Raw genomic sequence first — 15,073 nt, 5'->3', positions numbered from 1 at the left:
CACGGTGGCTTTTTTGTGTCTAATTGGTAGTATAGGCACAATTGTATACATGGATAGAGAGCAGAGAGTTCGATGAGCATTTATGAGTTCACCTTGAATATCGGCAATATCAATATCACAAACGATAACGACCTACTTGATGTATCGCGCAAACTGTATGAGGGCGCTTGCTCTGACGCTGCGGTTATGTCTGTTGATGAAATGCTATATATCGAATTTGAGCGAGAGGCAGATTCCTTTGCTCAAGCTGTAACACAAGCAATCAAGGATGTGGAGTCGGTAGATGGCTACAACTTGCAGGTTATCTCTATTGAGGGCGACCTTGTGAGTTTGGGCGAAGCTGCGGAGTTCACCGGAGTTAAGAAAAGCACACTAGCAAAATACAAAAAGGGCACATTTGGCGGCGGCGGCTTCCCTGTGCCAGTACGCAAAGCTTCAAAGAAAGATCCTCTTTGGAGGCTTAGCGACATAGCAGATTGGCTATACCAAAAGGGCAAAGTTACTAGCGAGCTAGTAGAACGCGCTCGTATGATGGATGTAATTAACCATCACCTAGAAACCAGATTGATGAAGAATAGCGATAAGTACGCAAACCTACTCATCAATATCTAAACTAACCTAATAATACCCATAAAGTAATAAAGTCTCAGTTGCCACCAGCGTATCGCTGGTGGCTTTTTTTTATGGTTGAAGCTAAAATGCCACTAATTGCTTAAAAAGAGGATTGATGATTGAAAGAGTTTGATTTTGCACTGGTGGCCAAGTTCCAAGGCGACATGAACGCAGACACGCTTTGCGAGCTATCTAATGCGCTGTTTGAGGTTGGTGCTAATGATTGCACTGTATCGGCATCTGGCAGCGAAATTCGTATCGAGTTCGACCGAGAAGCTGACTCATACAGTGAAGCCGTTCAAAGCGCAATGCAGCAAGCTAATCAGGTTAGCGGTCTTACCGCGCTCAGTGTGGCCAATAGCCAATAACGAGGTTGATCTTATGACGACTCAATTAAAAGAGTTTGACGCATCCGACTACCTAACCGACCAACAGACTATCCAAGCCTATCTCGATGAAGCAGCAAGCACTGGCGAACCCGAGATAATTGCAGATGCCTTAGCCGCTATCGCCAAGGCCAAAGGCATGGATAACACCTTACAGCCACCTAATGACCCATCTTTATCCTCGCTTATCTCGCTGGCGAACGTGTTAGGCGTATCAATTAAGCTTGGCATTAACGGGGAATAATATATTCCACTTGTTCGGCCAAACCGAACTGCTCATTGATTATCCTGTTCGGAATTCACCCAATTTAGTTTCATTTCTCTATAGAACTGAAACTAACCCACCAATTTTTGATTTTTAAGGCACTTTTGACCAGTGCTGGACACTTTTTTTCAACTATTTTTGCTTGGCCATTGACGCGCGTATTTCGATTTTCTAACTTTAGATTAAAGAAAGAAAAGCATGATAACTATATCAAGTCTTATCGCGATGGCCATTGCGGTTTATAAGTTGGCCACACCTGAACGCATTGAAAGAATTAAACTTTCTATCGAAGCATTCAAAACCTCCAAAGAACTGGTTAGTGACCTGACCAAGTTAACCAAACAACTGCGAAAGCTAGTGTTATACGTTGATCTTGGCCTGTTCCTAATGGTTCTAAGTGACTACGCCGAGTTAATAATCCCAATCGTGGTCAACTTCCCAACCTAACCCACACGGCGCGCCTTAATGGTGCGCCTTTTTTTGGCTCAAAAATAGACAGAGATTTATAAAATGAGCATATTTTATGCCTCTTTATACTAAATGTGTTCGGAATTTAAAATTGAAGTGGTATATTAATTTCGTTCCTAATCCCTTTGTAGTTAAAGGGGATGTTTAGAAACGGGAGTTACCTAATGATTGTCTATAAAGTTGGACGTTACACATTTTCTGCTGACCTACGCCGATACTCCAAACAAGTCGGCCAAGAGGGCAACTACACACTAGGCTTTTGCACGGTCGAGTACCTACCTAAAGGCAACAGCCTTTACCATCCAGAGCCGAAGTTAATCGACAGCAACAAACCATATGACATTATCGAGTTTGACCCTAAAGCTAAGATCAACGGTAGCCTGGCAATTCAGTGCGAACCTGATAAGCACAACGCAACACAAGCCGAGGAAATTAGCTGGATTGCTATTCAAATTGACGCACCAGATGGCGACTTAGACGGGCTAATCCGAAGAATCGCAGCGGAGGGCGGTGTAGAGCTTAATGAGCAAATCTTGAATCAAACCCGAGAAAACATATACATGCGCTACTCAACGCCAACTCAAAGCGATCCTGCAACGGTTGGCGCGCTTATTCGCAACACATCAACCCTTAAGGCCGACTTCTATTACAAAACCCGTATCGAGTCGCTAGCGAAGCATTTCAACACCACCAGCCGACAAGCGGAATGGTTGGTGTTTATCGATAACGGTTCAAAGATGGCTAAACGTGACGATGGCTGGCACCCAACATTACTCGACCTAGACGAACCCGCTACAGAGAAAGAGCTTAATGAGCTGGTGGACGCTGGCGCAATCGCCTTTGATGCAGAGAGCAACACGTACACCAATACCGAAAAAACAACCTTAGCACTGAGAGAGAACTACCTGTAAGAGAGCATCACCGTGAATAAGCAAATAAAAATTTACGTACTAACGACCATGAACAAGGAAAGAGTTAAGTTCATGAAACAGTTACTTAAGGACGTTAACTTTGAATTTGTGGAATCACTAGGCACGGAAGCCTTAAAGGAACTAGAAGCGAAATACGCCCGTAAATCGCTGCGCTATAGAAAGAAAGCGTTAATGCTTGGCGAGTTCGGCGCATTCAAAACACACGCTATGGCTTGGGAACGCATTGCCAAATCTGGTGAAGCGGGGATCATCATCGAGGATAGCGCTGATTTCGTTCGTGACGCATCGATATTACTAAGCGACGAAGTGCGCAACCAAATCAACAATTGCGGCCTCGTTTCCTTTACCGACTACGAGTTCAAGCTGCATCCAGATAGACCAACACTGTTTAGCGATATTCCATTGCGAAAGGCGTTTCCAATTCGCTGCTATGGCATAACTCCGCGTCGAGCCAACGTATTGCTATCGATGCTCAACAAAACGGGCATGGTTTTACCTGTAGACCGCTGGATGGGTACGCCTAAGTTATCCGGCCTGTTTGGGTTTGTCAGCAATATTGGCGTAGCCATAAGACGTAGCAACGCAACAAGCATAGCGAACGTGAGGCGAGGCAAAGCGTCTTACAATCCGCTTAATCTGCTATTCAGAGCAATCAACAAAATCAAGTACCAATACTAACGGAAAGCTTCAAAGACCAATCATGTTAATCAACGGCATTGAAGTTACACGCGCATTGATCATAAGAAAGCCGTGGATTCATCTTATCCTCGCTGGCTTAAAGGTTTGGGAAATGCGCTCTACCAAAACCAAAATCCGAGGCACCATTGCCCTAATTGAACAGGGCACTGGTTTAATCGTTGGCCTAGCGAACTTAACCGACTCTTTAGAGCCTCTATCGCATGCAGAATTGATGGCCAACTTTGATAAACATAAGGTCGATTATGACGCTATGCCTGAGCTGGCTAAATGGCGTTGCCCTTGGGTTTTGGAGAACGTACAGCGCATTGAACCAATTCCTTATGAGCACAAGGTAGGCGCTGTAATTTGGGTAAATATCTAGGAGTTGAAAATGGCTCGCTGGTGGAAGAAATGCAAATACATGATCGAGTACAAAGGCTATGTGTTTGAGTACGACACAGCCGAGGAACTAGGGCGCATGGTGGCGCAATCTGGCTGCGGTATGGAAAACCCTTTCGACCCTAACACCGTGGAATTTGACCAGTTCTATGACAGCTACGCGACAACTAAGGAAGAAATGGCCAAGGCGGTCAAGAGAGCAAGAAATAGCGAAGTGTCGGTCGCTCTACTTTAAAATCCAAGCGCCACCAGTGGCACTATGCTGGTGGTCATATCAATAACTAATCAGTGACAAGGTAAACAATGAAGAAAACCAAATTACTCTTATCGTTGGCTATGTTATTTCCTACGTTAGCCAATGCAGCAGATATAAACCCACTTACTTGGGAGCGCAAGAATGCAATGATCATAGCTGCATCGGCAGACTTAAACATAACAGCTAATGTAGGCGAGCATGACTTGGCTTTTGGTCGCGCCGAGGATTGTTTTGATTTCGACGATGTGGACATGAAATTGGAGATTAACGGCAGACTGGTAAACATGATTAAGTCATGCCCTAGTGCGCGGGTAGCGGTTTACGCACCCAAAACAAAAGCGGGCAAAGAATACCTACTAAACATATTTAAATCAGAAAAACCATTTGAGATTCTAGGTAGTCAATTTACGGCCACCAAATTCAATGAGAGGTATAAAGAATTATTAGAAATGACCTCAAACGCACTATAAGCCAAATAGCAAAACACCGCCCATCGAGGCGGTGTTATTTTTTAACTTCACACTTAACGGTAGTGACTCTCCGATATTTGCTATTATTACACCTATAACCCTGATTCAACAACTACTTTTACCCGCCAATTGCTGTTAATGTGTAGCTCAAACAACGCCACCAGCAAGGAAAACAACGTGAACGACAAGATTGATTTGGACAAGGTACTCGACAAGCTAACCAGCATGACACCTGACCGCCTAGAAAAAGTCATGGACAAGTTCAACCTAGCCCAAGAAAGACAACGGGCAGCCCAAGAAGATAGAGAGGCCAAGGAATCAGGCATCGAGCGCATTACTCTGTTCTTTGCTGGTGGCCATAAGGCACTACTGGTGAAGCCTAACCCATTAACAGGAACATGGCTGCTGAATCTATACGGAGCTGGCACAGTTACCGCGCCGCAGGATGTGAACGTAGAATTTGAGGTAACAGACCACTTTACTGAGCTGTTTCGTTTCTCGATGACGTTCAATGGATTTACCTATTGGCATGACCTTGTTGATGAGCAAATGGCGCAAGAGCTGGCTACGTTCCTTAATGTACCGTTACAGATTCAATAATGACGATGATTCAATAATGACGATGAAAACAGACCAAAAACTCCAAGAAAACCGAGCTCTGCTTGCGCTGGTGGTGATATCTCATAGTGACGTGAACAATGGGCGCACTATGACCTCAAAAGCGCTAAAATCGCGTCTGACAGCGCGAAAGAAACATTAACAACCCCACAAAACAAAAGAGTCGCACCAAGGCGACTCTTTTTAGTATTTATATGGTTTGTTGGTTTTACGATGATAGACGGTCACATCACCGTTCTTCACTTCGTCTCGCGCCACCAGCGACTCGCGTACAAACTCATAAGGCAAATCTTGGTTTTCTTCCATCACCTTCCCTATATTCGCCCAATGCTCGATTTGTTCTGCCACACTGCGGTTAGCTGCATTAGCCTGAGCCGAAGCGACCAATTGGCTATCTAGATTTACAGTCGTCGTCACTTAAACTCGCCTCCATTCGTCAAAGGTGCGCCAATTATCTTGCGGTTTAACTGGTGTATCAATTGGTTAAACACTGATTTCCCGCGACATATCTGTCAAGTGAATTATTGTGTGACCATTAACATGAATTTCAATTAATTAAGTTTGTGCTGTTGCATATCCATCATTAATTGATAACAATACTCATTTGCAATTGCAATCAATGATTTAATACATATCTATAAAAGGAAAAGTAAGTGTTAAAGCAAATTTGTGTTGTTTTGTTTTTAATATTGTTCGCAGGTACTACCCAAGCAGGAAAACAGTTTTTTGAACCTAATGGGCCATTATGTAATGTAGCTCCATTAGGCTGGAAAGATCGTAAAAACCATGTCGCAAGAGGTTATGAATATTGTGTTGTAGGAACCGCGTATCAGAAAGTGGTAAACCTTATGCAAACGCCAATTTACGTATCTGTTTTAGGCCCAAATAAAGGAAAGGTCTTTAAGATAGAAGGGCAGAGTATCTTTGAATCATTTGGAATTTCATCGACGGTATTTCTGTTAACTGAGACTGATGGAGCGTTCTATCGCACGAGCAATGCATTGGTAGTGGGTAGCGAGAGGAATGGGAAAGAAACCAAACGTAATTATCAATCTAACCTCTCAAACTTGCCTCAAGTAAAGGGGAAGGAAGTGCCGCCATTTAGGGTTAAAGAAATAACATTTGAGTCTTCTATTTATATGGGAGGGATTCTTGATGACTTTGGCTCTAAATACAATCAAAGAGCTTGGGGAACCGTTTTGCCAGCAATTATAGGTGGTGCTGGAGCTGGTGGATTAGGCGCGTGGGATGCAGACAAAGCATGTGGTGGTGACATCGTGAGAGGGATGTTTATTGGTGGTGTGACCGCTGGATTAGGCGCAACTATATTCGCAACTGGCGCGGGAGCCATTGTAACGCCAATTGCAATGGCAGCCGTCAACAAATCGCTGACAGCAGTTTGCTCCCAGTGTCACAAAAGTACCTGCGAAACCGACAGTGGTAGGCACTAATGCACGTACAATTTTTGCTTGCCTGTTTGATTGTAGTAATACAGTTTATTTGCCTACGTCATAATGACTACTTTAAGAAAAGAGCGTGGTTGTTCTTATATTTGGCGATAGTCCTAATAATGTTTTCATTAACTCGCTTAGATACAACATTACAAGCTTTGGTATGTTGCGCTTTAGTTTCCTTGTTTGAACTGCCTTGGCTTAAGAGGAAGTTAAGCGCAAGGTTTGATGTTTCGTTTTCTGTATTAAATGGCTTCTATTTGATTTTTTTGATAAACAATTATTTGCCTACCTTCACGAAGTGATTTGCTCCTTGACCTTAAATCTCGTCAGACAGTACGAATGAAAAGCTAGCAAAGCCATAAAACAAAAGAGTCGCACTAAGGCGACTCTTTTTAGTTACACATAAATTCGTTGGGATACGTTACCCGAGCCAGTGTTAATGACTTAGGTTTAATAATTGGGCAATGGTTATGGGAAAAAATATGGAAGAGATTGCCGAGACTCAAGTTGATATTGCTGAAGAGCGAGTAGAAGTGATTTCAGAAGCTGTATCTTACGCTCCATTAGTAAATGCTTTGACAGTTGCTGACCTAGCAAAAGACATGGCAAATGGAGATGTATGGCAAGATGACTCCGCTTCACTCATTGGTGGGAAAATGTCTGATATAATGCTTGCGAGAGCCTTCGGTAAAACCTTTGGCCAAGATACTCTTGAGACATTGAAAGCATTCGCAGGTAAGCATGCTGATGATTACTCTCCAAGTGCTGTAAGTCAGAAACTAGACTGCCTAGGTTAGGCAATTATAGCTAACATATATGAACGTACGAAAGATACTACTTTTTTTTACATTTATATTTTTCATTCTTTTTCTCATTAGAAATGAATTTTCTGATATTTTCTTATATCTAGCGATAATTTGTTGGTCTATTGAAATTATATATTGTTGGCATAATGGGTTATCAATGCATATTACGACATTAATTGAAATAGATACTCAGTATAAATTGCTCCGATTATGCTTGGTTTTGATAGTCTCTATTGCTCTACTGAAATCTTTGATTAGTATTTTTGGATACATATTGTAAGGCGTCCAACCTGTGCCTAAGACGTATGATGCTCAAGCTAAAAATTACCGACAAAATCAGCGAGCAAAAACAAAGTCACCGCATGAAATAGAGGTTTGGTTTAATCTGGATGACAATCTGTCACTGTTCGACTCAAGGTCTAGCCAGGCTAGGCTCTAACTCTTTTATGCCCCATTATTTGGTAGACCTTTCACTCGTTCACATCTTTTTCATGGGCTTTTCCCCTACAAAAACTTATCCATTCTTCTAGGTAACCCCCCGTGTTGTATTACGGGGGTATTACGGGGGTAAATTCCAAGAATAGGCGAAATTTGTCTAGGAGATCGGTGGCGGTCCAACTTACTTAACTCGGTGTCCAAAACTGACGGTGCGGATCTCTTTTCCTACCCCCTCTCTCCAAACTTTGAGTAAATACCTCTTTTCAAAGCTCTCTACGGTAAGTGGTTTGGAGTATTTAAATCCTTGAACTCTTGACACATTCATAGAGTTACAAGCTCTGTGTTGCTCAGGAGTTTCTATTCCCTCAGCAATAATCTCATAGTTAAGTGAGCGTGCAAATGCACAGATGGCTTCAAACAACTGCCGAGAAGTGTGAACTTCGATATCCTTTAAAAAGCTGCGATCAATTTTGATAATATCGATTGGAAAATATTTGAGATGAGATAAGGATGAATAGCCAGTACCAAAATCATCAATGGCGATTTGAATACCTAACCGACTGAGCTCGTTTAACGTTTTCGAAGCGTTGCCTTTCGGGAGTAAACAGTTTTCAGTAATTTCAAACTCAATGTGAGAAGCACCGACTCCATACAAATGCAAAAATGCAGCAACCCTTTCGACCAGTTGAGGAGCGGATAGTTGTTTCGGAGAAAGGTTCACTGCTAACGTAAAAGACTCAGGAAAGAAGCATGCTGTTCGCCATATCGACATTTGCCTAATCGCCGTTTCAATCACCCATTCACCAATATTCTCAATGAGCCCAGACTCTTCTGCAATTGGAATAAATACGTCTGGTGGGACGAAGCCCAGATCTGGATGATACCAACGAATCAACGCTTCGGCGCCAACAAGTCGCATTGATTTGTCAAATTGAGGTTGATAATGTAATTCGAATTCCTCTTTTTGTATGGCTTGCTTAAGGTTACTTTCAATGCGTAAACGTTGATCAACCGTATCATGAAAGGCTTTAGAATAGTACTGTGCCTGTTTTCGACCTTTCTCTTTTGCCCTGTATAGCGCGATATCCGAACACTTTCTCAATTCTAATGAGTTTGAAGCACACTCAGGATAACTGGCTACCCCGATGCTAATAGAAACTTCAATACATTGCTGGTCAATGTTGAAATTACTTTCAAACGCAGAGAGTATACGTCGTACAATTAAGTCAACCTGCCCTTCAGACGCTAAGTTAGTTGCAATCACTGCAAACTCGTCACCTCCTATACGAAATAAAGAATCACTATCTCGAGTGTTGCTTTGAAGTCTTTGTGCTACTTCCTGTAAAACATGATCTCCCGTGACATGTCCATATTGGTCATTGATGTCTTTAAAACGATCCACATCGATGAGCAAGAGCGCTAAAGGTGCTTGACTGCGTGAAGCCATGAGTAAAAATTTCTTTAAGCGCTCATCAAAAAAGTGTCGATTAAATACCCCTGTTAACGTGTCAGTCTCAGCCAGTTGTTTTAGCTGAGTGTGAGTCTCGAGTACCTTTTGCTCTAAAAAGTAGCGCTCTGTTGCGATGATAATCGCTCTTCTCAAGCGGATCGAAGAAATTTCATTTTTCATCACGAAGTCTTGAGCACCCATCTCAATACATTTCAAAGCCAACTCTTCGTCATTACTATGGCTGAGCATGACAATAGACGTGGAAAAATCCGAATTTGATTTGAGTGCAATGAGCACTTCCATCCCCGTTGATGGTGGCAGTTGATAGTCCAGTAAAATCATATCAAAAGATTGTTTAAGGGCTTTGTCTAACCCTTCATGAGCAGTTTGCGCTTCTTCTATTATCGAGATAGGCAAATCTGTACTACGCAATGTTTTCTTAATTGCAAGTCTATCGATGGTATCGTCATCAATAATTAATACTTTCATATGCTGCCGCCATGAGTCATTGAACTGGTAATTCTACGATGCGCCAGTAGTTATCTAAAAAAGCAAGAACTTCATTAAAGTCCTGGCTCACCGAAGATTTGACCATGTAACCTGCTATATTTTTTTTATACGCTGCCGTAATTTCTTCATCTCTTCTCGAGGTGGTTAGCACAAAAATCACTAGAGAGCAGAGCTCATCATCTCTTCTCACTTCACCAAGAAATTCAAGTCCATTCATTCGAGGCATGTTTAAATCGAGAAGCACAATACAAGGGGGAGGTATTTCCCCATTTCGCAAGCATTCTAAGGCTTCTATTCCATCTCTAGCTCGGTAAATAGGGTTAAGTAACTTCAAAGTGTTGAGTGCTCGCTCGATGCCCATTGCATCAATATCATCATCTTCAACTAAGAGAATATTAACAGGTTTACATTCAGGGGATGTCATGAGGCTTCCTTAACGAGTACGGGGTTATTTTTGGGCCATGAGAAACGAAAAGCACATCCTCCGAGTGAGCTAGAGTCAATAGAATAATGGCATGAGTATAAATCCAGAACTTTCTTAATAATAGAAAGACCTAAACCACTTCCCTCAACAGTGTCTCTCGGTTGTAAGGTATGGAACAATTCAAACACTCTCTCCCTGAATTGTTCTGGGATCCCTGGTCCATCATCTTCAACCACAAACTGATACATGTCTCCGATATCCTCTCCTGAGACATAAATGGTTCCTATTTCCTTGTGGTGATGTTTGACGGCGTTGCTGATTAAATTACGAAGTATTAATTCAAGAGGTGTCGTTAATGTCTCAAACTCTCCGATATGGTTGTGGCAAACCAAAGAGATCTTACGTTGGGGAGAAATCAGTTCTAATGTCTCTTCACAGTATTGCTCGAGATTAAATGTCGTTAGCTGACCAGGCTTACGCCCCACACGAGAGTAGGCGAGCAAATCATCCAACAGTCTTTCCAACCTATGCACGCGGTTGCTCAGCAAAGATGCATATTGTTCTGTTTGAGGGGTTAAAAACTCCGATAACTCCTCGATTAACCAAGTCACTAGTTGGGAAATGCCGCGTAAAGGGGCTTTCAGATCATGAGAGGCCACGTAGGCGAACTGATCAAGTTCTCTATTTGCCTCTTGCAATGCTTGATTCCTGGCTTGAAGGTCTTTTGTGACCGTTTCTAACTTGTCAGTGCGCAATTGCAAGTCTTTCGTTAAATGCTTTGCATACTCATCGACTCGCTCTTTTTCACGAACCAACATGAGAAATAGTATAAATAACAAGACATCCACGATAATACCGAAGATAAGAATAAGCAGAGGTTGAGTGGTATTTTGCTGCGCTTCAAACAATGGCGAACTTTGAATAACGAAGGTCCAAACTCTACCGTATATATTCAACTCTAGAGTTTGTGTAAAGTGCGGATCTGAATGATGGCTCACGTTTGACACATTAAGATCACTGTACAGCAATTCTTGATTGTCATAGAGACTGAAGTTCACGAGTCGTTTGTCTCCAGAGAGAGTCCCGTTCATCAATTTATTTACAATAAATGGGGCGTAAACTAAACCTAAGAAACCATCTTTTGCATCACCGTAGTACTCAGGAACTTCATCAGAAAACCAGGGGGCATAAAACAGAAACCCCGGCGCCTTTTCTGAGTCTTGAACTAAGGTAATTGGAGCAGTGATGGTGGCTGTATTTGTTAATCTGGCGTTTTTGGCTGCGGTGTATCGGTTGTTTTCATGTGCCATGTCTAGTCCCACGGCCTTTAGGTTATTTTGCATTGGTTCAATGTAGGTAATAGGCCAATATTCGGAAGCAGTTCGAGCTGGATGCGGCACATATTCAGACAGTTGCTTTCTTTGCCATTCTAAATACCGCTTTATTTTGTTATCAGGAACGTAGTGAATAACACCAATACCGTTGATGCCTGGAAAGTGTCGAGGGACATCAAACTGGTCAGCAAAAATTTTCCAGTCTGCTCTTGAGGCAGGCGCTTGATACATATGTAAGGCGGACACTCCTGCGAGCAGTGCCTCCTCATATTTCGACATCCGCTCTTGTACGAGTTCGACCAACTGATGGGCTTGAAAATCAAATTGAGTTTTTGCTTTTTGTTCCACCTGACTCGAGATTACCGCCCAAGCGGTAAGAGTGAGCACGGCTGACAAAAAAAGTACAAGCCAATGATACCAATGGAGTGTACTTGCCCGTTGAGTCAATAAAGTTATCGTCAAAATTTAACTGACCTTTGTAATTATTATATGTAAATCAACATAATTGATTATTAAATTATATGCAAATATGTTTTTTTTATGTTTTCTTGTTTGGTTTTATGGGTGGTTTCGTTTCTTCAATAGGTTACGCGAAAACAAGTCGCCATGGTCTGAGCAGTCTTATCATTAGTGACCACGGTTTCATGATTAAAAAATAAGTGACTAGCGGGCTTGCAACCGTAACTCTCTGAGCTTTAGGGGGGATGAGGAAGGGATAGTCGAACATTGACCACGCCGATTCTGTCTTCCTCTTAGTACTGAATACCGCACTAAATAAATTTTTTAGGCCTCTACCTTAGCCTTGAGGTTTAAGGCTAAGGTAGAGGTAAGGGAAGGTAAAAAAGAGCGATACAAACAAGAAGCGTAGACTTTGACATAGTTTGAAAATAACTGTAGCAAAGTCGGGGGTATCTAACTTAACTTCTACAGAAGTACTTTCCAACCGGCTTAATCAGATACGTCGTTATAATTTTTAGTTATTGATCACAAAGCTTAATATACAAGGAATTGAAATGAAGTTATACGAAATTAGTGGAGAAGTATTTTTATTAAAAACCAATTATGAGATCTCAATGTACCGTAGTTAACGTCATAGGCTGATATATTACCCTTAGTTTACCCAAAAAGGGCGTTAAAATCGTGAAGGTTTAAAGGGATATGGTTCAAGAGATGGATATAAAGCCCAAAGCTAAATGTGATGATACTCAACATCTGAAAAATATTGTCGAGTACTATCAAAAGCTTGGTTTTTTAACCGCCATTGATGACTTTGGTGCTGGTCATTCCGGTTTAAGTTTATTAGCAGACCTTCAACCCAATGTTGCTAAGCTTGATATGGGGTTAATTCGTGACATTAACTCTTCTGTTAGTCGTCAAATTATTGTTAAAAACTGCGTCAGTATGTTTCAGCAGCTTGGAGTTTCCGTATTGGCTGAAGGAGTAGAAACTCTAGAAGAAATGACATTTCTCCAGTCCTTGGATATCGATTTAGTTCAAGGTTATTTGATTGCATCGCCAGGTTTTGAATGCCTACCGCCGCCTAATTTTAGGTTGCTTATCTAGGTAATAGGAAAGCCTTATTCCCCCGATGACTAAGTGGCATCCAACACTCGAGGGGCAATAAAAAGTCACTAAGCCTATGATTGCTGTTGGCTACGAGCAACGTTACTGGAATTTCTATTTTTTCGGGTTAACGATTGATAAATAGTACTCAAACGCTCTACAGACCCTTTTAAACTTTTAAATTGCTGAAGTGTCGTCTTAGTTCGACACCTACCATAACAATACAATGGTAGGTGTTTCATAATTTGCTCACAGTAAATTACTCGTCTTGATACTTTTCGAGTTTGTTATAGAGTGTTTTCACGCTAATGCCTAACTCCTGCGCTGATTCCGTTTTATTGCCTTGATTCTCTTCAAGGGTATTGATAATGGCAGCTTTCTCGATCTCCTCTAGCGAGACGCCCGCCGGAACAAGGTCTTCGATGCTGGTGCCTGTTTCCAATGGTGGTGTGTCGAAGATCAGGTGTTCATCTCTGATAGTGTCATCAGCCAAAATAAAGGCGCGCTCGATCGTGTGTTTGAGCTCACGGACATTACCTGGCCAATTGTGTACAGCGATTTTTTGGATCGCAGAGTCAAGAATCGTTTTGGTTTTTGCCTCATTGGCGTTGCGGTGCGCAATAAAGTGCTTGGCCAGACCGACGATATCACCGCCTCGTTCTCGCAGTGGCGGTATCGTTAATGGGAAATGCGATAACCGGAAAAACAGATCTTCACGCAGGAACTGCTCCTCAATGGCGATTTTAGGATCACGGTTTGTAGCAGCAACGATGCGAGTATTAGCGATATGAACCGTATTACTGCCAACTGGGCGATACTCTCCGGTTTCTAGCACCCGCAATAACTTCACTTGATGCTCGATAGGCATCTCGGTGATTTCATCTAAAAACAGCGTGCCGCCTTCTGCCTGTTTAAATACACCTTGGTGAGTTTTATTCGCTCCGGTAAAAGCGCCTTTTTCATGGCCAAACAGTTCACTATCGACCAACTCTGGACTAATCGCACCACAGTTAATCGCGATAAAGGGTTGTTGCTTACGATCGCTGGCTAAATGGATGGTCTGTGCCACTAACTCTTTACCTGAGCCACTTTCTCCGACAATGAGGACGTTAGCTTCTGTTTTTGCGACGCGTCGGATCATGCGATAGAGCTGATGCATTGGTGATGAGGAACCCACCAAAAGGCCAAATTGGTCGAGATCGCTAGTGGACACTTTACGTCCTTGATCTTGTTTTTGCTGATAGTACTGGCTGACTTCGCCTAGGGTGTCCGTCAAAATAGCAATATCGACGGGTTTTCTATAGTGAAAAATTGCACCTAAGTTCATCAGCTTATCCAAATTTTCGTTTGGAGCACCAGAGCTAATGATGATCAAGTCCATATCGTAGATGTCTTCGATATTAGAAAGGCGCTGGTAATCTGCGCTAGTAAAGTGGGTGGCTTCAACAATCGCAACTTCCGGTTTGAGTTGTAGGAAATCTTCAATCCATTGGTCTGCGGCATTGATGTCATGCAGACGAAATTTGTTCAGTTCCTGGCAAGAAGCGATGGCATTTTTAAGTGATGGATCTTGTATTCTTAGAAACAGGCTTGGCATCGACACATAAATGTCCTCTTTACTGTGATGAGGTAATATAGTTGGATTGCTCTAAGTGCACAAGACGATGTGCATGAATGCTTCTGATATATTTTGGAGATGATCGGTAGTATGGTAACTAATATAATGTTGCCACCTCCCTAAAAAGCGGCGTTATGCGAATGTTGTATTACAATTGGATATAGAAGGTGTGAATCTAAGTTAGTATTGTAGTGCCTTTATTGGGTAAAGATTTATGGGTTCATTCTTAAATGAGTTGGTCCTTGCAAGAAAAACAAGTCCATTTTACGCCGTAGAAATCTTATATTTAACCCAACGTGATCGTACAAAAAGTTTAGTACTCGCAGTTGGAAAAATACGCATGTAAAGTCGTTTAAGAGTGAATTAAAACGCGTACAGCTTTGCCTTCGCGT

The 15,073-nt window shown here is 42.2% G+C and carries 18 protein-coding genes; 13 read left to right on the top strand and 5 right to left on the bottom strand.

Going from position 1 to position 15,073, the window contains the following annotated elements; genetic code table 11:
* The first annotated feature begins 72 nt into the window (after nt 1-72).
* From L3V32_RS07240 to L3V32_RS07195, 10 genes are all read left to right on the top strand, one after another.
* Nucleotides 73-612 (top strand): AlpA family transcriptional regulator, encoded by a 540-nt coding sequence (locus tag L3V32_RS07240; RefSeq protein ID WP_024703888.1) that lies wholly within the window; start codon nt 73-75, stop codon nt 610-612.
* Between the two features lie 119 nt (nt 613-731).
* Nucleotides 732-980, top strand: a complete 249-nt coding sequence (locus L3V32_RS07235; protein ID WP_237284034.1) for a hypothetical protein — start codon at nt 732-734, stop codon at nt 978-980.
* A 13-nt stretch (nt 981-993) separates the two neighbouring features.
* The gene (locus tag L3V32_RS07230; RefSeq protein ID WP_081048945.1) at nt 994-1,242 is read left to right on the top strand and encodes a hypothetical protein; all 249 of its coding nucleotides are present in this window, start codon (nt 994-996) and stop codon (nt 1,240-1,242) included.
* A 219-nt stretch (nt 1,243-1,461) separates the two neighbouring features.
* The gene (locus L3V32_RS07225) at nt 1,462-1,710 is read left to right on the top strand and encodes a hypothetical protein (protein ID WP_213963505.1); all 249 of its coding nucleotides are present in this window, start codon (nt 1,462-1,464) and stop codon (nt 1,708-1,710) included.
* A gap of 185 nt (nt 1,711-1,895) precedes the next feature.
* Entirely contained in the window at nt 1,896-2,642 is a 747-nt protein-coding gene (locus L3V32_RS07220) for a hypothetical protein (RefSeq protein ID WP_213963504.1), read from the top strand.
* A gap of 12 nt (nt 2,643-2,654) precedes the next feature.
* Nucleotides 2,655-3,341 carry a glycosyltransferase family 25 protein gene (locus L3V32_RS07215; RefSeq protein ID WP_213963503.1) on the top strand — a complete coding sequence of 229 codons (687 nt, stop codon included), beginning with the start codon at nt 2,655-2,657 and terminating at the stop codon, nt 3,339-3,341.
* Between the two features lie 22 nt (nt 3,342-3,363).
* Nucleotides 3,364-3,723, top strand: a complete 360-nt coding sequence (locus tag L3V32_RS07210; RefSeq protein ID WP_045608339.1) for an ASCH domain-containing protein — start codon at nt 3,364-3,366, stop codon at nt 3,721-3,723.
* A gap of 9 nt (nt 3,724-3,732) precedes the next feature.
* Nucleotides 3,733-3,975, top strand: a complete 243-nt coding sequence (locus L3V32_RS07205) for a hypothetical protein (RefSeq protein ID WP_213963502.1) — start codon at nt 3,733-3,735, stop codon at nt 3,973-3,975.
* A gap of 68 nt (nt 3,976-4,043) precedes the next feature.
* Nucleotides 4,044-4,466: a hypothetical protein gene (locus L3V32_RS07200; protein WP_213963501.1), complete on the top strand. Its 423-nt coding sequence runs from the start codon at nt 4,044-4,046 to the stop codon at nt 4,464-4,466.
* A 177-nt stretch (nt 4,467-4,643) separates the two neighbouring features.
* On the top strand, nt 4,644-5,066 hold the full coding sequence (locus tag L3V32_RS07195; RefSeq protein WP_213963500.1) for a hypothetical protein: 423 nt from the start codon (nt 4,644-4,646) through the stop codon (nt 5,064-5,066).
* Nucleotides 5,067-5,267: 201 nt separating this feature from the next.
* Here L3V32_RS07195 and L3V32_RS07190 read toward each other — a convergent pair whose 3' ends face one another.
* Nucleotides 5,268-5,501, bottom strand: a complete 234-nt coding sequence (locus tag L3V32_RS07190) for a ParD-like family protein (protein ID WP_213963499.1) — start codon at nt 5,499-5,501, stop codon at nt 5,268-5,270.
* Between the two features lie 236 nt (nt 5,502-5,737).
* On the opposite strand from L3V32_RS07190, the gene L3V32_RS07185 reads away from it, so the two are divergent.
* Both L3V32_RS07185 and L3V32_RS07180 read left to right on the top strand, forming a co-directional pair.
* Entirely contained in the window at nt 5,738-6,535 is a 798-nt protein-coding gene (locus L3V32_RS07185) for a hypothetical protein (protein WP_064369710.1), read from the top strand.
* A gap of 485 nt (nt 6,536-7,020) precedes the next feature.
* Nucleotides 7,021-7,335 carry a hypothetical protein gene (locus L3V32_RS07180; RefSeq protein WP_237284032.1) on the top strand — a complete coding sequence of 105 codons (315 nt, stop codon included), beginning with the start codon at nt 7,021-7,023 and terminating at the stop codon, nt 7,333-7,335.
* Nucleotides 7,336-7,963: 628 nt separating this feature from the next.
* On the opposite strand, the gene L3V32_RS07175 is transcribed toward L3V32_RS07180, so the two are convergent.
* Genes L3V32_RS07175 through L3V32_RS07165 form a run of 3 tightly spaced genes read right to left on the bottom strand, consistent with a single transcriptional unit; the run spans nt 7,964 to nt 11,848 of the window.
* Nucleotides 7,964-9,721, bottom strand: a complete 1,758-nt coding sequence (locus L3V32_RS07175) for a GGDEF domain-containing response regulator (RefSeq protein WP_213967112.1) — start codon at nt 9,719-9,721, stop codon at nt 7,964-7,966.
* A 16-nt stretch (nt 9,722-9,737) separates the two neighbouring features.
* Nucleotides 9,738-10,166, bottom strand: a complete 429-nt coding sequence (locus L3V32_RS07170; protein ID WP_140203496.1) for a response regulator — start codon at nt 10,164-10,166, stop codon at nt 9,738-9,740.
* Nucleotides 10,163-11,848, bottom strand: coding sequence for a CHASE domain-containing protein (locus L3V32_RS07165; protein WP_237284031.1), 1,686 nt, complete (start codon nt 11,846-11,848; stop codon nt 10,163-10,165). Before L3V32_RS07165 ends, L3V32_RS07170 begins: the two co-directional genes overlap by 4 nt.
* A gap of 810 nt (nt 11,849-12,658) precedes the next feature.
* On the opposite strand from L3V32_RS07165, the gene L3V32_RS07160 reads away from it, so the two are divergent.
* Entirely contained in the window at nt 12,659-13,063 is a 405-nt protein-coding gene (locus tag L3V32_RS07160; protein ID WP_237284030.1) for an EAL domain-containing protein, read from the top strand.
* A 259-nt stretch (nt 13,064-13,322) separates the two neighbouring features.
* On the opposite strand, the gene L3V32_RS07155 is transcribed toward L3V32_RS07160, so the two are convergent.
* The gene (locus L3V32_RS07155; protein ID WP_054868429.1) at nt 13,323-14,666 is read right to left on the bottom strand and encodes a sigma-54-dependent Fis family transcriptional regulator; all 1,344 of its coding nucleotides are present in this window, start codon (nt 14,664-14,666) and stop codon (nt 13,323-13,325) included.
* Nucleotides 14,667-15,073: the final 407 nt, after the last annotated feature.

The organism is Vibrio sp. J2-4 (genome assembly GCF_021728155.1).
In the GTDB taxonomy this organism is placed as follows: domain Bacteria; phylum Pseudomonadota; class Gammaproteobacteria; order Enterobacterales; family Vibrionaceae; genus Vibrio; species Vibrio diabolicus.
This window is presented reverse-complemented; position numbering and strand designations above follow the sequence as displayed.

Bases quoted from the DNA above. Each gene is read 5' to 3' on its own strand.
- L3V32_RS07175 (WP_213967112.1), bottom strand. From the start codon at position 9,721: ATGAAAGTATTAATTATTGATGACGATACCATCGATAGACTTGCAATT.
- L3V32_RS07240 (WP_024703888.1), top strand. From the start codon at position 73: ATGAGCATTTATGAGTTCACCTTGAATATCGGCAATATCAATATCACA.
- L3V32_RS07230 (WP_081048945.1), top strand. From the start codon at position 994: ATGACGACTCAATTAAAAGAGTTTGACGCATCCGACTACCTAACCGAC.
- L3V32_RS07170 (WP_140203496.1), bottom strand. From the start codon at position 10,166: ATGACATCCCCTGAATGTAAACCTGTTAATATTCTCTTAGTTGAAGAT.
- L3V32_RS07210 (WP_045608339.1), top strand. From the start codon at position 3,364: ATGTTAATCAACGGCATTGAAGTTACACGCGCATTGATCATAAGAAAG.
- L3V32_RS07180 (WP_237284032.1), top strand. From the start codon at position 7,021: ATGGAAGAGATTGCCGAGACTCAAGTTGATATTGCTGAAGAGCGAGTA.
- L3V32_RS07200 (WP_213963501.1), top strand. From the start codon at position 4,044: ATGAAGAAAACCAAATTACTCTTATCGTTGGCTATGTTATTTCCTACG.
- L3V32_RS07225 (WP_213963505.1), top strand. From the start codon at position 1,462: ATGATAACTATATCAAGTCTTATCGCGATGGCCATTGCGGTTTATAAG.
- L3V32_RS07220 (WP_213963504.1), top strand. From the start codon at position 1,896: ATGATTGTCTATAAAGTTGGACGTTACACATTTTCTGCTGACCTACGC.
- L3V32_RS07205 (WP_213963502.1), top strand. From the start codon at position 3,733: ATGGCTCGCTGGTGGAAGAAATGCAAATACATGATCGAGTACAAAGGC.
- L3V32_RS07160 (WP_237284030.1), top strand. From the start codon at position 12,659: ATGGTTCAAGAGATGGATATAAAGCCCAAAGCTAAATGTGATGATACT.